Here is a 22,939-nt window from a genome sequence, read left to right as displayed (position 1 = left end):
TCATCATATTTTATACATCCAGCGAAGAGCCTGAAACCCGGGCTCTTTTTTTATCTTATAGACATCAACACATCTGCCTTCAACTATAATTAGGGTTTATAATCCGCATCATAAGTGATATGCTCTTTCATGAACTATACGTACGTTATGTAATATAACCACCCAAATAGATACTATAGAAAATCACCGGAAAGTGGAGGTGTACTTATAATGAAAAAGGACGCGACCAAGCTATGTCCCGCGCCATACGGCTGTTCCGTGGAAGTTACCCTCAGTGTGATCGGAGGCAAATGGAAAGGTGCCATTTTGTATCATTTATTTTCCGGTCCTTTGAGATTTAACGAGATCCGAAAATTGTTTCCTGACATCACCCAGCGTATGCTCACCCTGCAACTTCGAGAGTTGGAAAGCAGCGGAATTGTTCATCGTGAAATATACCCCCAGATCCCACCTAAAGTGGAGTATTCCCTCACACCATTTGGTGAAACGTTACGGCCGATTATCTTCAGCATGCGAGATTGGGGAGAAACGTATACAAATGAGGTTCTAGCCAGATCCTCACAAGAGGTATAGTACACAAAAGAAGCTGTCCCTGGTGTTTAGGGAACAGCTTCTTTACTTGCCTATTTAATAACCGATTGGATCGTAACCGTACGGTTACGTCCCTCTTCCTTCGCTTGATACAGTGCATTATCCGCCAAGTGAAACAGTTCTGTGGATGTTGTGGAGTGCTTGGGATATTCAGCAATTCCAGCCGAGATGGTGACGGAACGATCTATAGGCAATATGCTTTCTTCGACCGTTATTCGGATACGTTCAGCAATCTCAAAAGCGACGTTAGACTCGGAATTTCTTAACAAGACTACAAATTCCTCTCCACCAAACCGGGCGCAGACATCTTCTGGTCGAACAGACAATTGAATGATATTGGCAATGTGTTTTAATACTTCATCCCCAGCATGATGCCCGAATGTATCATTAATGGACTTGAAGCGGTCGATATCCAGAACAATAATGGAGAATGGCGCCTCATCCTGAATCCATTCCTGAATGACTTCTTCGAAGGTTCTGCGATTGTTCATTCCTGTTAAAACATCTGTTCTGGCATCATAGACAAGCTGGTTTGTCTGCTTCCTAAAGTTCGCCAATGCGCCAACAACTGCTCTTGTTAGAAGGTCTGCCTCTCTATTCCAGTGAGGCTTCATCACAGGCAGATCTACTTGTCCCTTATCGACCTGATTCACCAAATCAGCCAGCATAGCAAAAGGACTGGCCAGCTTGCGTGCAACCCGAACCACAATAAGGGTCAGGATCAGGAAAGGCACTGAAGTGTACAGCAACAACATACGGATATGATGATTCAACTGATCGTACACCGTTTGGGTTGGAGACACGATTACGACGCCCCAACCTGTTGATGGAACTTTGTAATAACCTGCAAGCGAATCCACACCTGCCAGGTTTTTGTATTGTTCTTTACCGTTCTTGTTTGCTAACAGCTTTTGCACCACTTCATTTTTACTGACATTTTCACCAATTCGGTTGGTGTTTGGGTGAAATAACAAAGTGCCCTTCTTATCCACAATAAAAAAGTAGGACCCGTTACTTGTCTTGAGCTGACTGCCAAAAGACAGACTCAATATATTATTTTCCTGTAAAAAGATATTTCCACCAATCGTTCCTTGGTACTCCCCTGCCGAATCAAAGATCGGTTCACTGACAAATACAATTCTGCGTTTGGTTCTGGGTGTCTGGTACGCTTCGGAGATATACGAAGTCCTCAAGCTAACCGCTTCTTTTGCCGCATTGGAACTAACATGATGACCTACGCTAGCCTGTGAGTAAGGTGAGGTAGACCTAACTACTCCTGCTTTATCTACCAAAGAAACGGAATTGAAAAAATTACTGCTATTGCGAACCAAATCCAATGTGGAATTCAACTCTTTTGTATTGGAGTTATCCATATCCGTGAAATATGTGGCTGCATATTTCAAGCTCTCCTGCATGGAATAAAAAAGCGAATCCAGCGTTTGGCTCATTTGCACAGCGCTTGCATAGTTTAAGGACAGGGTGTTATCAATGAGTGACTGTTTCTGAGATGTATAAGATGAGATGACCATGAGGGTCAATGTCATTATAACTGAAATAGTGACCAACCCGCCGAGTAAAGCCGTGAGGCTGATCTTCTTGATGTTTTTTATTTTTCTTCGTAATCTTCTAGATCTCTTGATCTGTGCAATCATCGTTTACTTCCCCCGGATTTTCATGAAAAAGCATATTCCTTCTATCTTATACGAAAGTTGTTAAGATCAAATAAAGAGACTGAGAAATCTTAACAATTACATCGTAAGATTGACGATTTAATGACATTTTACTTTCCCTGGAAGAATCACTGTTCAGAATCGCCCTAATCGACAATGATATATCCTTCTTCTGGCTCTTGTTTAACAAACCCTGCCATCTGACGAACCTGAAATTCGATCGGGTGATGACTACCCATTAAAATGCGATTTTGAACTTCATCCGCTGTTTCTGTAGGTAATGCGAATGCACGTGTATAGGAAAACTGTGCCTGAAGTGTCGTATAGATCGCATTGACAAGCCGATCGTTGCCCGCACGCCCAAACACATTAAGGATGACAGCTCCGTCCGAGTCCAGCTTGTCCTTGACCATGGCAAAAAAATCACTGGATATAAACTGCTCCGGTGTACCCGTTGCCGTAAAGGCATCAATAATAATATAATCATATGTCGCAGCGGCTTCCTGGCCTAATAATTCACGACCATCCCCAATGAGCACAGGGCTTCCCTCATAACCAAAAAAGGTCTGGCTCAACTCCACGACCTCTGCGTCAAGCTCAGCCACCTTTACCTGACGATCAGACAAGTAGGTTGGCAATGTGCCAATACCATGTCCCACCACAAATACGGTATCAAACTCAGGATCATTCCGTTCCATTAGATGCACCATCGCTCTCGGATACTCCAACACCATCCGGTTAGGCTCATCCAGATCCATGGCTCCCTGCACAGCTGCATTGGAGAATTCTAATACACGAAACTGGCCCTTCTCTCCATAAAGTTTTTTGGTATCATATACCGTCAGCTCATGCTGTTCACTTTTATTCCGATACAGAACTCTCACTAACCGTTCTCCCTTCGATCTCTTGCACACATTCGACATATACCTTCATTCTATTACACGGGATGACAACATACCACCCTATACTTTAAAGATCGTAGTACAACAAAAAAACCGTTCCGACTCATTCGGAAACGGCCTTTTGATGAACCATTTAACACTTCTAAGACCCTATGGCCTCATGCAGAGCCTGGACATATGCTACACCCAGATTAGAGAGAGAAGTGCTCTTGTGGCTTATCCACCCTACATTAATGGATTCCTCACATTCCAGCGGTACAGGAATTATCTCGTCTCCGTTCAGATCAGCGCTAAGTACACCTGTAGAAATCGTATAACCATTCAGACCAATCAACAGGTTAAACAATGTTGCGCGGTCATTGACCTGTATGCTTTTGGGGTGAGATAACGTACTCAGAATCTCTTCGGAAAAGTGAAAGGAATTGTACTCTCCCTGATCAAATGACAAGTACGGATAATCCTGCAGTTGCTCGATTGCAACCGACTCCTGCTTCGCCAGCGGGTTCTTCACACTGATAAAGATATGGGGCTTGGCTGTGAACAAACTCGTGAAAACCAATCCCGCATCTTTTAACAATTTGTTAATCACCTTGGCATTGAACTCATTCAAATACAGGATGCCAATTTCACTGCGCAGGCTTTTCACGTCCTGAATAATCTCGTAGGTCTTTGTCTCCCGAAGCGCCAACTCGTATTCATCCTGACCATACTGCTGTACCAGACGAACAAAGGCATTCACTGCAAACGCATAATGCTGCGTCGATACAGAGAAGTGCTGCGGGGATGGCTTGGCGTTCAGATAACGATTCTCCAGCAATTCAGCTTGTTCTACCACCTGACGTGCATAACTCAGAAACTCAACGCCTTCTTTAGACAGAGATATTCCCTTATTGGTACGTTCAAAAATAGTAATTCGCAACTCCTGCTCCAGATCCCGAATGGCATTCGAAAGGCTGGGTTGCGAGATAAACAACCTTTTGGCTGCTTCATTCATGGAACCGCGCGTGGCAACTTCGATCACATATTTTAGTTGTTGTAATGTCACTGCACTATTCCTCTTTTCGTATCAATTGAATCTATTATATACCAAAAGAGGATCCGAACTTAAGCCATGCTTGCTGTCGGTCTCACTACAATCTCATTTACGTCCACCTCTGCCGGCTGGCTAATGGCGAACAATATACTTTGCGCAATCGCCGAGGCGGGAATCGATATGCGCCGATACTCTTTCATGAGATCACGTGCTTCTTCATCAGAGATCGTATCCGCGAGTTCCGATTCCGTCACGCCCGGTGATACAAGGGTTACACGGATATCTCCGCCTACTTCCTGTCGCAACCCCTCCGAGATGGCGCGGACCGCGTATTTGGTTGCACAATACACCGCTGCCGTTGGTGACACGGCATAGGCTCCAATAGAGGCGATATTAATAAACTGGCCGAAACCCTGCTTTTTCATGATGGGTAGTCCAGCTGCAATGCCATGCAGAACCCCACGAATGTTAACATCTATCATGCGATTCCACTCATCTACTTTTAACGATTCAAGGGGAGATAGCGGCATAACTCCAGCGTTATTTAAAATAACATCGATACGTCCATAGCGAGTTTGAGCGAGGTCAACGATGGTTTGCATCTCTTCCAATCTGGTAACATCCAGCGAATGATACTCCACCGATCCGCCCTCCAAACGAATGGAGGAGGCCAATGCCTCCAAACGTTCCATACGTCTAGCTCCAATAACTACATGTGCTCCATGCTGTGCAAGCAATCGAGCTGTTGACTCGCCAATTCCACTACTCGCACCGGTAATGACAACCACTTTCCCTTTTACATTGGACATATTTTAATCGCTCCTTATTTAGTTGTTATTGTACATTTTCTCTATACAAAACCATGCCTGCATGGTACAAAACGCCGTCCCTGAAGTCTCCATCCGCTGTAAATCCCGTATCATCCACGTACTCTATATGTTTCCCATGAACAACATAGCGACCCTGATATGCACTTTGCCGATCTCCTCTCGCTTCATCATATCTACCGCAAGGAAGAAGTTCATGTCTGATATATCCATCCTTCGTGACCCACATCCCCACATACGGGTGTTTTGGTTCTTGTTGGTCGCCCATTGAATTGCGCTCCATTGTTTCTCACTCCTCTCTGCTTCAAAAGATTCCGTTGCTTATCTCCATTATGTAGAGGATCAGTCGTTGTACGATAGAAAAATCCCGCAGTATTCTTGCCTATTCCTCCAGAGCATTTTAAAATAATAGTAATCGTGCTTTACAAGGGGGACTGCAATTCATGCTTATCAAAACAAATGAAACGGATACGAGCATCACGGAGCAGCAACAACAATTGGCTCAGCTTATTGAGCATTTCACCCCAAGTGACGGGATACATCCAACAGCAATTCCATCCCTTGCCTTAATCCGTGCCTCCGAGATCTCACAACCCATATATTCCGTTTATCAGCCTTCCCTCTGCATTGTCGCCCAAGGTTCCAAATTAGTTATACTCGGCCGAGAGAGCTACACCTACAACCTGTCACAATATTTGGTAGCTTCCGTAAACTTGCCTATTTCAGGGCAGGTTATAAAGGCTACAACCGAACATCCCTATCTATGTATTCGACTGGATTTTGATTCAGGGCAGATTTTCGATCTGATTCAGGATACGCCTTCTGCACAACCCAAACCTGACCATACAACACAAAGAGGATTGTTTGTTAGCTCAACCAAACCTTCCCTTCTTGAAGCCGTGATCCGATTGGTTCGGCTGCTGGATACACCTGAAGACATTCCTGTCCTTGCCCCTCTGTTTATCCGCGAAATTCTATATCGTATTATCCAGGATGAACATGGACATTCCATCAAGCAGTTTGCTATTCAGGACAGTCATGCACAACACATCGCCGAGGTGATCGAAGTCATCCAATCTGATTACGCTAAGCCACTTCGGATTGAACAACTTGCTGCCATGATCAACATGAGTTCTTCCTCATTACATCATCATTTCAAAGCTATTACTGCCATGAGCCCTTTGCAATTCCAGAAACAAATTCGATTGCATGAAGCCCGGCGAATGCTGCTAGCAGGTTCAACCGATGCCGCCGACGCTGCGTTCCAGGTTGGCTATGAAAGTCCGTCTCAATTCAGCCGGGAGTATGCACGCATGTATGGTCTCCCTCCCAAAAGCGATATCAAACGACTTCGTCTTACACTCGATATTAAAAACTAGAAACAACAAAAAGACCCGCGTCATCATGACGTGGGTTTTCGGATTCATATAGGCAGCAGTGCCATCAAGAGAATAGGTTCTGTTTTTCAAAAACAGACATCTGGTTCTCCCCGGTAATAGGACATTCATCAGGATACATACTTCGTTTCTCCAACTTCTCGTCGATAAAATCAACCACCTGCTGTAGCGAAGCAATCTGTGCTTCAACTTTCTTCCGGTGATTCACCAGCATCTCCCATTCATCCGGGAAATCTGAGAGATCGGAATCCATGGACATTTGTAAATAAGGCTTCATTTCCTCCAGAGACATTCCTGTTTTTTTCAGGCAAGTGATCAACTTCATCGTATGGATATCCTCCGAGCGATATACCCGATGGCGATTGGCCTTGCGTTCCGCTCGGGGAAGCAGCCCAATCTTCTCATAATAACGAATTGTATCTTCTGATAATCCGGCCTGTTCTGACGTTTCTTTAATGGAGAACACTTCATTCTCACTCATCATATGGGCCTCCTCCACATTCATTTCTCTCCATATTACAACTTGGAGCTGACTCCAAGTCAAGCATGATCCATTCCATCCCAACACCCCTTGACTTGGAGTCGACTCCAAGTTATAGAATGAGCGCAGCATACAGATTCGTTCTGTAATCCCATTCTTCTGGAGGTATATATGAATATACAAAATCAACTTCGCACAGCTCTCATCACAGGGTCAACGTCAGGAATTGGTCTTGAACTGACACGCCAGTTACTGGCTGAAGGATGGCAGGTAATCGGTCTCAACCGCTCTGCTTTCCCATCCGAGGATAACGATATTCAGAACGCCTTACGTACAGGCCAGCTCCGTTGGGTTCAGGCCAATCTGACCAACTACGACAGTTTGAGAACTGCACTGGATCAGATTAAATCCGATACCGATTCAATTGATGTCTTGTTTAACAATGCCGGAGGCAGCGCTGCCGAACTTCGTTTCTCTGATCAGGGGCATGAACTACACTTTGAACTTCAGACGGTAGTCCCTTACATCATCTACATGGAATTAGTTGAGCGATTGCTCAAAGGACAGATGAAAACAGTTATTAATACTTCCACCACCTCGTTCAATATGGTCAGACAATTTGATATGAACATCCTGGAACGTCCAGCCGAATTCAAAAAGCTGTTTGGTCCTTATGCCACCTCGAAGCTCGGCTTATCCCTATGGACACGCGAGGTTGCCAAGTCTCCCAATGCGGATGGCATGCAATTACTAAGCGTAGATCCCGGTGGAAATAATACGCTAAGGGGCAACAAAACATCCGGCCTGCCCTTCTATATCAAACCTATCATGAAATGGTTCTTTCCTCATCCAAGCCATGGCGCTTCGCTGCTCTACAATGCAGCCTTATCCCCAACCGGACACGAATCCGGTGCGTTCCTGGTTAAAAATAAAGCGACAGCGCTTCGTTTCACAGAGCAAGGCCCTGCTGTTTTAAAGCGGGTAAACGAGATCTACGAGCAGCGTTTTCGTACAACGCAGTCTGGAAAGACCACAATCACCCCATCTTAATCATGATGGATGGTGAGCAGTAAACATAACCTAAAAACACGCCATAGCGGCGTGTTTTTAGGTTTATAGGCTTTATGGTTTTTTTCCTTGTTAGATAAAGACACTCAACAATAACACCATGCCAAAGGCGGCAAATCCGAGAATGGTCTCCATGACCGTCCATGTCTTAAGTGTCTGCGGCACAGACAGATTCAAATACTCTTTGACAATCCAGAATCCCGAATCATTCACATGGGACAAAATAATTGAACCTGCTCCCGTTGCGAGCACCAGCAACTCCGGACTTACCCCCGGCATCGTCATAGCGATTGGAGCCACAATGCCCGCCGCTGTTGTCATAGCAACCGTAGCTGAACCTACCGCCGCACGAATCAATCCGGCAATAACAAAGGCCAGCACGAGTGGCGACAGATGCGCACTTTGGGCAAAACCCGCTATCGCGTCACCTACACCGCTGTCTGTCAGGATACGGTTGAATCCGCCTCCTGCACCGATCAGCAAGATAATGGAAGCAACTGGGCCCAAGCAATCATTTGTATATTTCAATATCTGCTGTTTGCTGAAACCACGTGCATATCCAAAAGAATAAAAGGAAAAGAGCAAAGCGAGCAGCAGTGCAATAATCGGACTACCGATGAAATCAACGACCTGACGGAATCCGTTTGTCTCTGGTAAAATCAGATCCACAATCGTAGCGAGCAACATCAGAATCACCGGAAGCAAGATCGTAAAGAGGGTGATGCCGAAACCAGGCAGTTCCCGATCTTTGGTCTCAGTGAACTGTTCCATTAGCTCACTTGAAGTCTCGACTTTGATCCGCTTGGAAATCCATGTTCCATAGAGCGGACCTGCAATTGCTGCGGCTGGAAGGGATACAATCAGAGCCAGGAATATTGTTTTACCAACATCGGCATTGAATATTCCTACCGCGAGCATCGCCGCCGGATGAGGCGGAATCAGACTGTGTACCACGGCAAGACCCGCGACAAGTGAAAGTCCGATTTTGATTAGCGACGTCCCTGTATGCTTCGCAATAACAAATACCAGCGGGAAGAGTAGCACGATTCCAACCTGGATAAATACCGGAATACCACAGATCAGCGCAACAACCATCATCGCCCAGTGTACGTTCTTCTCACCGAAGACACGAACGAGTGTCTGGGCTATTCGTTCGGCCCCACCAGACTCGGCCATGAGTTTCCCGAGCATCGTTCCAAGTCCCAGAACAATCGCGATGAATCCGAGAACGCTTGCAACACCTTCCTGATAGGATTTCACGATATCCGTGAACGGCATACCCGAGATCAATCCCATAAAGACAGCGCCCACGATTAGGGCAACAAATGGATTCATTTTAAATTTGGCAATTAACAGAATCAATCCAAGAATGGATATCAGTGCGTAGAGCAGCAGACTTGCATCATGACTAAGACCGAATACGGAATACATCCGAATAGCCTCCCCCAAGTTGTTATGTTGTGTCAGCACGCAGAATTACACTGGCCCAAACGACCTGAACACTGCGCACCTTCGTATTAAGCTTAAGCTTCGATCTTCTCTACCGTCTCCAGTAGCGCACGTTCCCCGCCAACATTCCCTGGAAACACGATATATGGGATACCACTGAATTTGGCTTCTTCCCCTGTCAACCATACCGGAATGCCCGCAGCCACTTGACCGAGCACCCTTGCTTTGCGTATGCCCAGACCTTTTGTTGCCACATCACTGGATGTAATGCCACCTTTGGCAATAATGAACTTCGGTACGACTTCAAGAGATTGCACAATCTCGACCAACGCTGACGATACCGTCTGACTGATCTTGAAATTGCCCTCATGTCCTTCTACGGTGATGAGCTTACGGCTGCTGTATACAACAACATTGTTGCCCTCCGCAAGCTGTCTGTTCGCTTCACCAATCACACGTCGAATTTCTTCCGTATATCCATCCGGCGTTAATACACGCTCCACATCGATCTCCAGACTGATGATGCCCGGAAACGTAAGCAGTTGTTCCAGTTGACGAGTCGTCTTCTGCACATAGGAACCAACAACAACGATTCCTCCATGTTGTTCCTGTCCGCTTGCGATCAGCTGCTCTTTCGGCAGAAATGCCTGATCCGAGATGCCTGCATACGATTTGACAAAGGAGGCCGCCGTCCGAAAAATAAAGGCTTTCCCCTCATCCTCTGCTTGAAGCAAAGCCAGAGAAAGTACATCCATGTCTGCATAAGAGAGCGCATTCACGATAATCGGTACATTGCTTTCGGCTTTTAGCAAAATCGCTTTGACTATATCGACTCCTTGACGGATTTCCTCCAGTGAAATGGTGAGGCAGCGACTAGCCTTAATACGGCCTGAAGTCTTCTCCTCTACCCACGATGGCAGATCTCCATGCTCATACCCAAATACTTTATCCTTGGCAAATTCCGTCTCATGAACTGGAATCAACTGTTCGCCCTCAACCATATAATGCGTGTTGCCTATCGTAACCCGTCCTGCCTCGAAAAAGGCCGGAATGATCAGTTGTCCGTCATATGCACGTCCGCTGACACGCGCCACTTCTTCGGCTAGCACATCCGTCTCCAGCGGATAATAACCACGTAGCATGGAGTCACTACGACTCACAAAGGTGAAACTCGTTCCTTCCTCTGCTGCAACCTCTTGCACATTGCGGGCAATCTCCCGATTAATACGTTCCGCTGTATCTGCATCCAGCCCTCGTGTATTGGTCAGAATATAGAATAACGATTCAGAGGATCGAAACGCCTCCTGCAACAGTGGCTTGTCCCACTGTGTCAACACATCAATATCATGAACCGTCTGTACACCGGTTGGGTCATCATCCAGCACAATAATTTTGCGAGCCCTCGCATCCTGCAATTGCCTAATCTGTCCTCGCACTCCTTCAGAAGAGTTGTCCGTCCGAAGAGCTACGGGGATATCCGATAACGTCTGATAGGTCATGTCTCTCCACCTCATATCTATATCTATTAACATTCTTTTTTCTTTTTTTAATTTTTTATTAGACCCGATTCACTTCTACACCTGCGAGTTTCTCAAAATACTGAACGATTCCGCCATGGTCATCTGCGGCTTTACCATCAATCTTCAGTGCATGGAAAATCTCCAGCAACTGACTGCTGAGCGGTAAAGGAACACCGATATCATGCGCCGTTTCCATCACATTGGTCATGTCTTTGAGATTAATATCAATGCGTCCCCCAGCGACAAAGTTACGATCCAGAATGAGTGGAACTTTTGCATCCAGTACCGCACTTCCAGCAAGGCCACTACGGATTGCCTGATACATCTTCTCTACATCAATGCCAGCCTTGGCTGCAAATACAAGCGCTTCGGACATGGCGGCAATATTCAGGTTCACGATAATCTGATTCGCCAGCTTGGCTGTTGCACCTGAACCATTATCCCCCACTCGCGTTACATCCTGTCCGACCACTTGCAGAACCTCTTTCACAGATTCGAAAATCATTTCATTGCCACCCACCATGATGGCGAGTGTACCATCTATAGCTTTGGGTTCCCCACCACTTACGGGCGCATCCAACATATGCAAGCCTGATTTGGATACAAGCTGAGCCAGCTCTTTGGAAACGACCGGCGAGATTGAGCTCATGTCGATAATGATACTTCCCGTATTGGCTCCTGCCAGCACACCTTGTTCGCTCGTTATAACGGTGCGGACATGCTCTGAGTTGGGCAGCATCGTGAAGATGACATCACTATGCTCAGCCACCTCTTTCGGAGATGCTGCGCCTCGCGCTCCTGCATCAGCCAATGACATCACAGCCGTTTGATTAATATCGTATACGCTTACATCATATCCCGCCCGGATCAGGTTCAATGACATAGGACGTCCCATAATACCGAGTCCAATAAATCCAATTCGTTTCTTCATCTTGCAATCCCTCCAGCCTAAATTCTTCGCTTTTCACTCTTGTAATCGCTATCATTCCTGTTCACATTCGTTATTGTACACAACATTTTAATTTTTGTATACAATTTTATTATTTATGTATCCGAAAATTAAAATTTGGTTTTTAATCTTGTTGTTTATTACCTTCTTTTTCGCTAAAGTAAAGGGAGAGGTGAAATACAATGCAACCAAGTACGGACAAGTCCCGTCCAGCTTATCAGCAGGCCTATGAAGTTCTGCGGGACATGATTTTGCAAGGCACCCTTTCTCCGGGAACCAAACTTGTGGAAGAGAAGCTGGCGACCGATCTGAATGTCAGCCGGACTCCGATCCGAGAATCCATCCGCCGCCTGGAACAGGAAGGATTAGTCGTGAACAAACGGGTCGTCAAGCTAACCGAGACCGATCTAAGAAATACGTTTGAATTACGGAAGTTACTGGAGGGACATGCGGCTCAATCTGCAGCTGCCTTCTTATCCGCCCAGGAAGTGGCGGCTCTTGAGCATTGCGTTCAAGTGGGACATACCGGAAGCAAAGAAGAGATTATGGAAGCCAATAAAGAGTTTCACGAAATCATCATGCGCGCGAGTAATAACGCATTGATGATTGATCTCTTCGACAAAATGCAATCCGTCATTTATCTATTCCGTCAGACGGTTGTGTATTATCAGCGCCCCTTCCTCATTGAAGAGCATCATCAGATCTGTGAAGCGATCAAGGCACATGACGGGCAGACTGCCGAACGACTGATGAAAGAGCATCTGCAATCCGATCTGGAATTCTGCCTTCATTTGATTCGATAACCGGATTCATGGATTGTTCGACTTTCTCACATCCGTATAAAGACGTGACCACATGCGGTCACGTCTTTTTTTGTCGTTTGTCCCTCATATTATCCAGGCCCTGATTCATAGGTGTAAACATAACGATACAATGTCGCGTGTGACATGTTTTTGAATCTGGAGGGATCACTCAATGACTAAAGGACAGCAACCTAACGAAAAATCATTTATTATCCCGCAACCCATTCGCAGTGATGGCGCTGGTGGACCTGATCTGGGACCCAGAGACGTCATGAGAGATATACAAAACCCCGATATGCTGGTACCTCCGGCAACCGATAACGGGTTATTGCCCAATCTGAGAATGTCTTTTTCCGATACCCATATGCAATTGAACCATGGGGGTTGGTCACGTGAAATCACCGTACGGGATCTCCCTATTGCCACTACACTGGCAGGTGTGAACATGAGCCTGACACCGGGAGGTGTAAGGGAATTGCACTGGCATCAGCAATCCGAGTGGGCCTATATGATCTGGGGAACGGCAAGAATCACTTCGGTAGATCAGAACGGACGTAATTTTATTGCGGATGTCGGGCCTGGCGATCTCTGGTTTTTCCCCAAGGGTCTACCCCATTCCATTCAGGGACTGGAGGATGGTTGTGAATTTCTGCTTGTGTTTGATGACGGGTCCTTCTCCGATCTGAATACGTTATCCATATCCGATTGGTTTGCCCATACCCCACCAGAGGTATTGTCTGTCAATTTCGGCGTGCCCGAATCCGCTTTTCAGTCAATGCCGAAGGAACAGGTCTACATTTTCCAAGATACCGTCCCGGGTTCCATCGAGAGCCAAGAAGTTCAGTCGCCATATGGTACTGTTCCTCTCACATTCAAACACCGATTGCTGGCCCAGGAACCACTCATTACCCCCGGCGGAAGCGTCCGGATTGTCGACTCCACCAACTTCCCCATCTCAACTACCGTTGCAGCCGCACTCGTTGAGATCCGACCTGGCGCCATGCGTGAACTGCACTGGCATCCCAATGCAGATGAATGGCAATACTATCTGACAGGACAAGGGAGAATGACTGTCTTTGGAGGCAATGGCATTGCTCGCACATTTGACTATCGGGCTGGAGATGTCGGATATGTTCCTGTCGCAATGGGACACTATATACAAAATACCAGCACAGACACTTTATGGTTTTTGGAGATATTCCGAAGTGATCGATTCGAGGATGTATCGCTGAATCAGTGGATGGCGTTAACCCCGCAGGATCTGGTCCGTGACAATCTGAATGCGCCGCCTGAGTTGCTCAATGCCTTGCGTAAAGTAAAATGGCCTGTCGTTTAATTTAGTATGTATATCTATCATTTAAGCTGAAATGGGGTAATTGTCAGAGAATCCCACTATATAAGGAGGAATATGAAAGATGAGAGCCGTTACGTTTCAGGGAATCAAGGACATTCAAGTCAAAGAGGTTGAAGATCCCAAACTGCAACAGAAGGATGACATTATCGTTCGTATTACTTCCACAGCTATATGTGGATCGGATCTGCATATTTATCAGGGAGCCTTGCCTGCTGCCAAAGATTACGTTATCGGTCATGAACCGATGGGCATTGTAGAAGAAGTAGGTCCAGAAGTGACACGTGTGAAGAAGGGGGACCGTGTGGTCCTGCCTTTTAACATCGCTTGTGGTGAATGCTTCTATTGCAATCATGACATGGAGAGCCAGTGCGATAATTCCAATGGCAATCCGGATATTCATACAGGTGGATATTTTGGATTCACCGAACGTTACGGAAACCACCCCGGAGGTCAGGCAGAATTATTGCGTGTTCCCTACGGGAACTTCACTCCGTTTGTGATTCCTGAATCCTGTGAACTGGAAGATGAGGCTTTATTATTCCTGTCCGATGTTCTTCCAACCGCATATTGGAGCGTGGAGAATGCCGGAGTTAAACCGGGAGATACGGTTACTGTACTCGGTAGTGGACCCATTGGGCTGATGACACAGAAGTTCGCCTGGATGAAAGGTGCCAAACGTGTTATTGCTGTGGATCGCCTGCCCTATCGACTGGAGAAAGCCAAACGTTTGAACGATGCAGAGATCTTTAATTTCGAAGATTACGATGATATGGGTGAGCACATTCGTGAGATTACACAAGGCGGAACCGACGTTGTTATCGACTGTGTAGGTATGGATGGTAAAAAAACCACGCTGGAGGAGATCGGACAGAAGCTGAAACTTCATGGCGGTTCACTGAGTGCGATCGAAATCGGCATGAAAGCAATCCGCAAATTCGGCACACTCCAACTTACGGGTGTATATGGCTCTTCCTACAACATGTTTCCGTTAGGTAATTTGTTTGAACGCAATATCAATCTTAAAATGGGACAAGCTCCTGTTATACATTACATGCCTGAATTGTTCCGCAAAATCACTGCTGGTGAATTTGATCCAACGGAGATCATCTCCCATCGGATTTCACTGGAGAATGCAAGCGATGCATACCGCATTTTCAACGATCATGAAGACGAATGTACCAAAGTTATACTAAAACCCTGAACCGTCGCTTTGATTATAAATATGCAAAATAAAACAAGCAGAACTACCTGTTCAAGGTACTCTGCTTGTTTTATTTTATCGACATTCATCCTGTTACCGTTGCATAAACTGCTGAGCCTAAACGGTCTTTACCTAATCAGACATGAGTCGGTTTAGTCGCTTGGATATACACACTTTCTCCTTGGAAGCTGTCGAGCTTCCCGTTCGTTGTCACTTCAAAATTGAAAAATTTTCTGATGATGGACGGTGCACTCAACATACTTGCTTCAAGTTCCCTTCTCTTCCGTTCCGGCAGTGCCGCACGGTTACACCACTCTTCAAACTTAAAGCGCTTCTGGAAGGAAACCATCGTTTCCATTCGGAAGCCCGCATACTCCAGCATATGAATCCATTCCGTCTTGCGCCATGCTCGAACATGGCTTGCATCCCGGCACTTCTCCACTTCATTGTAAAACTGGTCATTCTCATCACGTTCAGGTGCCACGTTGTCAATGAATAACAACCTTCCACCGGGCTTCATAACTCGTAATGCCTCATGAACAAACGAAGAAACATCCGGAAAATGGTGAGCAGCGATTCGGCAGGTTACAAGGTCATAGATATCATCATCGAATGGCAGCTTCTCTGCATCCCCGGCAACAAAATCTACATTACAGTGTCCATTGCCCTGGATAAATTGTTCAGCCACCTGTAGCATTTCCTCCGTTAGATCGAGAGCTGTCACCCGCTGAACAAGTGGAGCCAGAGCGTTGGCGACATGCCCTCCCCCAGTGGCGATATCCAGCACATTCATATCCGGAGTGGCTTGAGATAAAGCCACGAGCAACGCGAGATCCTCACCTTTGGCATGCCCCGAACTCGTCACGTATTTACCAGCATTTTTCGCAAACTGCTTCTGCACCTGACTTTTAATTACATCAGACATTCCAATTCCTCCTGCATAAGTTTCATTAGACAAAACATAGTTTCAAAATATAATTATATTTATTTTACCATAGATGAATGTAAAAGCTGAAATAAAAAACATCCCCCAAGTGAATTTCACCCAGGAGATGTTTCTTATATTTATTACTTCACAAGCGTTGGTGACTTCTTCCACAGTCCCAGAATCAGACCGGAGATCACAGAACCAATCGCAACAGCGAGCAGGAACAATAATGCGTGGTTCGCCAGTGCTGCAACAAAGATCCCGCCGTGCGGAGCTGGTACATTAATGCTCCACAGTTGTGTCAATCCGCCAGCAACAGCGGAACCCAGAATACAAGAAGTCAATACACGTAATGGATCAGCCGCAGCAAATGGAATTGCACCTTCTGTAATGAAAGAGAATCCAAGTACATAGTTAGTCAGGCCTGATTTGCGTTCTTGCTCTGTAAATTTGGATTTGAAGAATGTTGTTGCAAGTGCAATCGCCAAAGGAGGCACCATACCGCCTGCCATAACCGCTGCCATCCATGCACCGTCTGTGTTACCACTGGATGTGAATACCCCAATAGCGAATGTGTAAGCCGCTTTATTGAACGGTCCGCCCATATCGATGGACATCATACCGCCAAGCAGCAAGCCCAACAATACCGCATTACCTGTACCCAGATTACCCAGTGCATCTACAAGCCATGTGTTCAGGGAACCAAAGATTGGATCAAAGACATAGAAACTGATTGCACCCACGATCAGCAAGCCAAATACCGGATACAGCAAGATTGGTTTCAAGCCATCAATCGCTTTTGGCAACCCTTTGAACAACTTACGGAGACCAATAACTACATAACCCGCCAGGAAACCGGCAGCCAAACCACCAAGGAAACCGGCGTTTGAGTTAACCGCCATCAATCCACCGACCATACCAGGCATCAGGGCCGGGCGATCACCAATACTCATCGCGATAAATCCGGCAAGTACCGGAATCAGGAAGTGGAACGCACCTGTTCCGCCACCGATCGTTTGAAGCAGTTGCACAATCGGATTCTCAGGGCTAGCAAGCTGTTCGAACAAGAAGGAGATTGCTAGCAGTATACCGCCACCTACAACGAATGGCAGCATATGCGAGATACCATTCATCAGATCTTTATAGATTTTGCTACCTACACTAATCTTGCCAGTGCTTGCGCTCTCTTCCTTGGCATTTCCGCCTTGGCTGCGATAGATCGGTGCATCACCGTTAACAGCCTTGCGAATCAGCTCTTCGGATTTACGGATTCCATCACTCACCGGTCTTTGCAATACCGGTTTGCCATCGAAACGTGCCATCTCCACATTTTTGTCTGCGGCAACGATAACCCCTTTAGCACGAGCGATCTCATCAGCAGTGAGAACATTCTGCGCTCCTTCAGAGCCGTTTGTCTCTACGCGAATATTAATGCCCATTTCCTGAGCTTTCTTTTTAAGTGCATCTTCAGCCATAAACGTATGAGCTATACCGGTTGGACAGGCTGTAACCGCAACAACAAAATCTTCCGAATTGGCATTACCTACAATCACACCAGAAGTATTCTGTTGCTGACCAGTAGTAGAAGTGGATGCGGCATTTGCTGCTTTTTCAGCTTTTTCTTTTTCTTTGGCTGCTTCCTTCTCAGCTGCTTCAGCCTGTTTGGCATCAAACAATGCACTAACTTCGGCTGGTGTATCTGTACTCATCAATTGTGAGATGAAATCGCTATCAATCAACAACCTGGAAAGAGCTGCAAGCGTACGCAGATGGGTATTACCTGCGCCTTCTGGAGCCGCAATCATGAAGAACACATGAGCTGGCTGATCATCCAACGCTTCAAAATCAAGTCCTTTTCTACTCTTGGCAAATACAACTGTTGGTTCGTTCACCGCTGTTGTTTTGGCATGTGGCATTGCAATTCCGCCACCGATACCTGTGCTGGATTCAGCTTCTCTTTTATAGATCATTTGCTTGAACAGGACCGGATCATTGATTCGTCCGCTTCGGTTCAGGCTTGCAATTAGTTCATCAATAGCCTCATCTTTGGTTGTGGCTTGCAGGTCCATGATCATCGTTTCTTGGATCATCAAGTCTGTTATTCTCATCTTGGTACACTCCCTTAAGTTCAGTCGGCCTGCATAGGCAGGCCTCACTACATTACAATTACAATTAAGACCTTCTATAAGACCGTTAGACTAGATTGTCGTAATGGTCACTTGATTACGCAATTCATCAATCAATTCACGTGTTGCCAGATCATCCGAGAACGCAGTTGCGCTTCCAGATGCAACCCCTGTGCGGAAAGCTTCCAGCAAATTTCCGCTCTGTACATAGGTACCTACGAATCCGCCAATCATGGAGTCACCGGCACCAACCGAGTTTTTCACAGTACCTTTTGGCACATTCGCATGATGAACTTCCGCTTTGGTAATGAATAATGCACCCTCGCCTGCCATGGAGATCAACACATGTTTGGCACCGGCTTCCAGCAACTTACGCCCGTATAACACCAGTTCCTCGCGAGTATTAATCGTTACACCGAACAGTTCGGCCAGTTCATGATGATTTGGCTTCACCAGCAATGGTGCATGTTCAAGAGCTTCCATTAACGCAGGGCCAGTTGTATCAATCACAAATTCGGCACCCGTTTGCTTGCACACTTTAATGAGACGATCATAAAAATCCGTTCCAAGTGAAGGAGGTACACTTCCGGAGAGAATGACAATATCTCCTTTTTGCAATGAGGACAATTTGTGAAGCAACTGCTCCGCCTCTTCGGCACTTATTGCAGGTCCAAGACCATTAATCTCTGTCTCTTCTCCATGCTTCAGCTTGATGTTAATGCGAGTATCGTCTGCAATCGTAACAAAGTCTGTCCGAATGTTATCTTCTTGCAACTTTTCATTAATGAAACGTCCCGTGAATCCACCAAGGAAACCAATGGCCGTGTTATCTGCTCCAAGTTGATTCAGTATGCGAGAGACATTAATGCCTTTGCCGCCAGGGAGCTTCAAATCCCGATTCATTCGATTCAATCCGCCAAGCTTCAGCTCATCCACTTCCACGATGTAATCAATGGACGGGTTAAGTGTTATCGTATATATCATCGTTATCCCTCAATTATTTTAGTTTTCTGGGCGATTCCAGGCCGCCAATGTTCTGGCATCTGCTCGGTAATCAAATCGGCCTCCTCCAAATCAAACAATTTGGCAAAAGTAATTTCCCCTATTTTGCTGGAATCAGCCAGCACATAAGATTTTCCCGACAATTGATGTGCACGCCTTTTAATCAAGGCTTCCTCCGGATCCGGTGTTGTATACCCCATTTCGGGATCAACTCCGTTGCTTCCAAGAAAACATTTATCAAAACGGAAATTATCCATGTTCTGTAATGCGATACTGCCAATGACTGCTTTTGTATGAATTTTCATCATACCTCCGAGCAAATAACTGCGAATACGCTTGCTTACCAAAGCCTCAACATGTGAAAGTCCATTGGTAACAACCGTTACGTCTTTAGCTTCAATAAAAGGAATCATGGCTAACGTTGTCGTTCCTGCATCCAGATAAATGCATTCGCCATTTTCGATCTCCTGTGCAGCCAAACGGGCAATCGTCGTTTTTTGTTGAATGTTTTTGAACGTTTTTTCTTCCATGCCCGGTTCCAGCGTTTTTTCATTCACCAGTGCGGCACCGCCGTGGATGCGTTTGAGCATCTGACGACTCTCCAGATCGATCAAGTCACGCCTAATCGTTGATTCAGAAGCACCCAACACATCAACAAGCTCTTGCAATTTCACAATTCCCTGTAAATGTAAGCGCTCTATAATTGCAGCATATCGTTCTTCAGTCAGCATCTTCATTCCTCCAACTGCTTCTATAGTATCATAATCCACTCAAAAAACAACCACTTTCATTCAAAATAATTTAGAAACCTTCAAAAACCCGCAACTTTCGACTTATTTTCTTGTCCAATTGTCCCTTCGCGTCTTCATTAAAAATCCTGCAGCTTCCAGCGCTTGATGCGCGGCGTTGCAGGATTTTGCTTATCATGGGAACTTTATGACGTTTATGACTCTACAACCATTACATCCGGTTTGGGTTTAAGCCATTTGCCATCTTCATTAATAAAAGCCCCCTTGAAGCGGCCCATCTCCAATTGTTCAATCAGCCTCTCCTCGTCCATAACCAGAATCTCAGCGAGCTGCCCCGAGGTGTAATAATGAGCGGGATTGTAATCGAGCAGCACAGGAACAGACGTATCATATAGTTCTTTGATCAGATTCTCAAAGGAATGCCGACCCAGGTTCTCCATGTCTCTATAAAACTGCAAATGTTGGGACACCATATTACGGAAAGATTTATTCTCCAGATGCATCCACAACGTATTGCAGGCCCGAACACTCATATGATTTTGTTCCACATCGTAAAATTGAACTTCTTCAATCTTCATGTATTTCTCTTGAAATGCAACGATCTTAATCAAAGGTACATTTCGTTTACGCGACGCTTTCTTCAAATGGGCTCTAAATTGTTCATAGTTCATTTCATTCATCTATTATCCCTGCCTTTAACATGTTCCAACCGACATTTTACAACAAATTAAAGGCAAGTGTAACCTTCATCATATGAAAAACAAAAAAACGTGCAGCATCAGATGCCACACGTTCACAATATTATAGAGTGCGATTACTCAGCGAGGGCACCACTTTTCACCCACGTAGCGGTAAATTCCTGTTCTTCATACGCATAGAATTGTTGTAAAATAACCTCCCGATCATCGAGGAACAACTGATCCGCTATGGCAGAGACCAGTTTGGGCACCGCGCTCTTGGTTCCCGATATTGCCGATGCCGACAGACCACAACTGGCAAGTGCAGAGTAGTTGAATACAAACAGACCGTGCAACGTTTTCTCACCCTCTTCGCTCCTGCTCGTCATTGCAAACCCGGAACTCAGGTATGGATGTGCGTCCAACAATGCATTGCGATGTTCTGGCGGAGCCTGGTAACAGTCCTGCCAACGCGCGATGTACGGCTCCACAAGCTTCAGTTCAGGACGGAGTGCCGGATCACTAAGCAGACCTGTGCTAATAATCAGAAAATCAAACGTAAATGCTCCCTTTGCCGTGTGCACAATCGCACCTTGGTCCGTCGTTTCTACACTCAGCCAAGGCGAATTCAAATGCAGTTCGAATCCAGGCCAGGCTGCCGCACGATTAAACGTATCGTTGGTTGGCGGTTGATTGAATTTGAAGAAGTGAGAGATCACTTCATATTTATCAGCAACCGGCAGAGCGTGGTATCGCTCAATCATACCGGATTGTTCCATCTGACGAATGGGATTAACACTTGGCAGTTGTTCCCGCCGCACAAATACATGAGCTTCCGCCACACCCGTGGCAAGGGCATAACTCGCATTATCGAATGCAGAAGCACCGCCGCCAAGCACAGCAACCCTTTTACCTTTTAACCGATCAAAATCAATCGCTTCAGACGTATGGGCATACCGATCCCGAGGTAATCTATCCGAAATCATGGATGGCACATGCCACTCTCCACCACCTTGTATTCCCGTAGCAAACACTACTTTGCGAGCAAGGATAACGTCCATCTGAGTTCCTGCCTTGTTCACATGAAGTCGATGTATTCCGTTCTCTATAGGCTCAACCAGCGTTAATTTCACCTCATTAAACACAGGCAGATTCAGCACTTCCCGATACCATCGTAAATAATTCATCCAGTCTCCACGCGGGATCTTGTCTACCTCTTCCCAACCTTCGGACCCAACCTGTGCTTCCCACCATGACCGAAAGGTTAACGAGGGGATACCCAGATCGATGGAAGTCAGATGCTTGGGTGTGCGCAAAGTAACCATACGTGCATAAGTCTCCCAAGGTCCTTCAAGCCCCGATGCATTCTCGTCAATGACAACAATATTGGAGATCCGTTCCCGTAGAAGTCCAAATGCCGCCCCTAATCCACTCTGTCCTCCACCCACAATGACAACATCATAGACATGACCATCCGCATGTTCTCTTGAACGCACCCAGTTTGCTCCACCAAATGACAAAAACGCCAGATCATTCTTCACACGTTCATTCAAAGCCTCCAGACTCATGATTCATCAACCCTTTCGAGATACATATATGAACTAGTCTTTCTTTGATTATTTGATGTAAGTTTGTTGTCAGTTATATTGAGAGTAATTGTGATTTTTCTTTGTGTTTCTGAAATATATTAGCGTTATTATATGAGTTATCGGGGATTTTTTGAAGTTCGCGGTAGATTTATTGTCATCAATACTAAAAATATCTAACATGCTTGTTAATTCCTACGAAACTCTAACTGGATTATTAATGCAGTTCCTGCTGAGCGGATGATTGCAGAAAAAAAAAAAAAGACAGACCAAGATGTAACCTTGGTCTGTCTTATTAAAGGAATGCTATTGGCCGGCTTGTTCACGGCGTTGCAATTTTTCGTTGGTTAATTTCTCAGGGGTCACATCATGACCCAGTGGGTCCACAACGGATACTGCCAGCATGGTTGTCAGCACCTGACCTCGAATAGCCTGCAAATATTGTTTTCTAAGCTCCCGCTGCTCGCTTTGTTCTGCTTTTGTCAAACCGACGCTACTGCGTTGTTTTCGACTTAATTCGTTAATACGTCCCAAAATAGGAATCATGAAATCCACCTCACTTGTTAGTCCAAATTTCGAAAGATACTTCGAATATCTTCAAACTAACTTATTACAACTTTACGAAT

At 45.8% G+C, this 22,939-nt stretch carries 22 protein-coding genes; 6 read left to right on the top strand and 16 right to left on the bottom strand.

Features of this window, described 5'->3' with window-relative positions:
* The first annotated feature begins 210 nt into the window (after positions 1-210).
* Positions 211-573: a winged helix-turn-helix transcriptional regulator gene (locus tag AC1DE7_RS03615; protein WP_036609739.1), complete on the top strand. Its 363-nt coding sequence runs from the start codon at positions 211-213 to the stop codon at positions 571-573.
* 50 nt (positions 574-623) lie between these two features.
* Here the strand turns inward: AC1DE7_RS03615 and AC1DE7_RS03610 are convergent, their stop codons facing one another.
* From AC1DE7_RS03610 to AC1DE7_RS03590, 5 genes are all read right to left on the bottom strand, one after another.
* On the bottom strand, positions 624-2,135 hold the full coding sequence (locus tag AC1DE7_RS03610) for a sensor domain-containing diguanylate cyclase (RefSeq protein WP_477533752.1): 1,512 nt from the start codon (positions 2,133-2,135) through the stop codon (positions 624-626).
* Positions 2,136-2,407: 272 nt separating this feature from the next.
* Positions 2,408-3,145 carry a spermidine synthase gene (locus tag AC1DE7_RS03605; protein WP_477533751.1) on the bottom strand — a complete coding sequence of 246 codons (738 nt, stop codon included), beginning with the start codon at positions 3,143-3,145 and terminating at the stop codon, positions 2,408-2,410.
* Positions 3,146-3,305: 160 nt separating this feature from the next.
* Complete coding sequence (locus tag AC1DE7_RS03600) at positions 3,306-4,208, bottom strand: LysR family transcriptional regulator (protein WP_017689438.1); 903 nt, start codon at positions 4,206-4,208, stop codon at positions 3,306-3,308.
* A gap of 59 nt (positions 4,209-4,267) precedes the next feature.
* Positions 4,268-5,005, bottom strand: a complete 738-nt coding sequence (locus AC1DE7_RS03595; protein WP_477533750.1) for an SDR family oxidoreductase — start codon at positions 5,003-5,005, stop codon at positions 4,268-4,270.
* A gap of 25 nt (positions 5,006-5,030) precedes the next feature.
* The gene (locus AC1DE7_RS03590) at positions 5,031-5,306 is read right to left on the bottom strand and encodes an Atu4866 domain-containing protein (protein WP_218034846.1); all 276 of its coding nucleotides are present in this window, start codon (positions 5,304-5,306) and stop codon (positions 5,031-5,033) included.
* Between the two features lie 160 nt (positions 5,307-5,466).
* On the opposite strand from AC1DE7_RS03590, the gene AC1DE7_RS03585 reads away from it, so the two are divergent.
* Entirely contained in the window at positions 5,467-6,402 is a 936-nt protein-coding gene (locus AC1DE7_RS03585) for an AraC family transcriptional regulator N-terminal domain-containing protein (protein ID WP_477533749.1), read from the top strand.
* A 64-nt stretch (positions 6,403-6,466) separates the two neighbouring features.
* Here AC1DE7_RS03585 and AC1DE7_RS03580 read toward each other — a convergent pair whose 3' ends face one another.
* Entirely contained in the window at positions 6,467-6,901 is a 435-nt protein-coding gene (locus AC1DE7_RS03580; RefSeq protein ID WP_477533748.1) for a MerR family transcriptional regulator, read from the bottom strand.
* Between the two features lie 171 nt (positions 6,902-7,072).
* Here AC1DE7_RS03580 and AC1DE7_RS03575 point away from each other — a divergent pair, with 171 nt between their 5' ends.
* Entirely contained in the window at positions 7,073-7,951 is an 879-nt protein-coding gene (locus AC1DE7_RS03575) for an SDR family NAD(P)-dependent oxidoreductase (RefSeq protein ID WP_477533747.1), read from the top strand.
* Positions 7,952-8,041: 90 nt separating this feature from the next.
* On the opposite strand, the gene AC1DE7_RS03570 is transcribed toward AC1DE7_RS03575, so the two are convergent.
* From AC1DE7_RS03570 to garR, 3 genes are all read right to left on the bottom strand, one after another.
* Positions 8,042-9,400 carry a GntP family permease gene (locus tag AC1DE7_RS03570; RefSeq protein ID WP_036609749.1) on the bottom strand — a complete coding sequence of 453 codons (1,359 nt, stop codon included), beginning with the start codon at positions 9,398-9,400 and terminating at the stop codon, positions 8,042-8,044.
* A 92-nt stretch (positions 9,401-9,492) separates the two neighbouring features.
* On the bottom strand, positions 9,493-10,917 hold the full coding sequence (locus AC1DE7_RS03565; RefSeq protein ID WP_477533746.1) for a four-carbon acid sugar kinase family protein: 1,425 nt from the start codon (positions 10,915-10,917) through the stop codon (positions 9,493-9,495).
* Positions 10,918-10,975: 58 nt separating this feature from the next.
* A complete protein-coding gene (gene garR / locus AC1DE7_RS03560) occupies positions 10,976-11,869 on the bottom strand; it encodes a 2-hydroxy-3-oxopropionate reductase (RefSeq protein ID WP_315370693.1) in 894 nt (297 codons plus the stop codon).
* A gap of 200 nt (positions 11,870-12,069) precedes the next feature.
* Between garR and AC1DE7_RS03555 the strand changes: the two genes are divergently transcribed.
* The 3 genes from AC1DE7_RS03555 to AC1DE7_RS03545 all read left to right on the top strand — a co-directional run bounded on the left by AC1DE7_RS03555 (position 12,070) and on the right by AC1DE7_RS03545 (position 15,245).
* A complete protein-coding gene (locus tag AC1DE7_RS03555; RefSeq protein WP_036670058.1) occupies positions 12,070-12,690 on the top strand; it encodes a GntR family transcriptional regulator in 621 nt (206 codons plus the stop codon).
* A gap of 172 nt (positions 12,691-12,862) precedes the next feature.
* A complete protein-coding gene (locus AC1DE7_RS03550; protein ID WP_282322030.1) occupies positions 12,863-14,026 on the top strand; it encodes an oxalate decarboxylase family bicupin in 1,164 nt (387 codons plus the stop codon).
* 79 nt (positions 14,027-14,105) lie between these two features.
* Entirely contained in the window at positions 14,106-15,245 is a 1,140-nt protein-coding gene (locus AC1DE7_RS03545; protein ID WP_036609757.1) for a zinc-dependent alcohol dehydrogenase, read from the top strand.
* Between the two features lie 136 nt (positions 15,246-15,381).
* On the opposite strand, the gene AC1DE7_RS03540 is transcribed toward AC1DE7_RS03545, so the two are convergent.
* The 7 genes from AC1DE7_RS03540 to AC1DE7_RS03510 all read right to left on the bottom strand — a co-directional run bounded on the left by AC1DE7_RS03540 (position 15,382) and on the right by AC1DE7_RS03510 (position 22,859).
* Positions 15,382-16,170, bottom strand: a complete 789-nt coding sequence (locus AC1DE7_RS03540; protein WP_477533745.1) for a class I SAM-dependent methyltransferase — start codon at positions 16,168-16,170, stop codon at positions 15,382-15,384.
* Positions 16,171-16,313: 143 nt separating this feature from the next.
* Positions 16,314-18,281, bottom strand: a complete 1,968-nt coding sequence (locus AC1DE7_RS03535; RefSeq protein ID WP_127544259.1) for a PTS fructose transporter subunit IIABC — start codon at positions 18,279-18,281, stop codon at positions 16,314-16,316.
* Positions 18,282-18,371: 90 nt separating this feature from the next.
* On the bottom strand, positions 18,372-19,283 hold the full coding sequence (gene pfkB / locus AC1DE7_RS03530; RefSeq protein ID WP_405158966.1) for a 1-phosphofructokinase: 912 nt from the start codon (positions 19,281-19,283) through the stop codon (positions 18,372-18,374).
* 2 nt (positions 19,284-19,285) lie between these two features.
* Positions 19,286-20,032, bottom strand: a complete 747-nt coding sequence (locus AC1DE7_RS03525; protein WP_017689448.1) for a DeoR/GlpR family DNA-binding transcription regulator — start codon at positions 20,030-20,032, stop codon at positions 19,286-19,288.
* Positions 20,033-20,244: 212 nt separating this feature from the next.
* On the bottom strand, positions 20,245-20,730 hold the full coding sequence (locus AC1DE7_RS03520) for a hypothetical protein (protein WP_477533744.1): 486 nt from the start codon (positions 20,728-20,730) through the stop codon (positions 20,245-20,247).
* Between the two features lie 134 nt (positions 20,731-20,864).
* Positions 20,865-22,295: an NAD(P)-binding domain-containing protein gene (locus tag AC1DE7_RS03515; RefSeq protein WP_477533743.1), complete on the bottom strand. Its 1,431-nt coding sequence runs from the start codon at positions 22,293-22,295 to the stop codon at positions 20,865-20,867.
* A 324-nt stretch (positions 22,296-22,619) separates the two neighbouring features.
* On the bottom strand, positions 22,620-22,859 hold the full coding sequence (locus AC1DE7_RS03510; RefSeq protein ID WP_127544263.1) for a DUF896 domain-containing protein: 240 nt from the start codon (positions 22,857-22,859) through the stop codon (positions 22,620-22,622).
* Positions 22,860-22,939: the final 80 nt, after the last annotated feature.

The organism is Paenibacillus sp. 10L310 (assembly GCF_056395745.1).
This window is presented reverse-complemented; position numbering and strand designations above follow the sequence as displayed.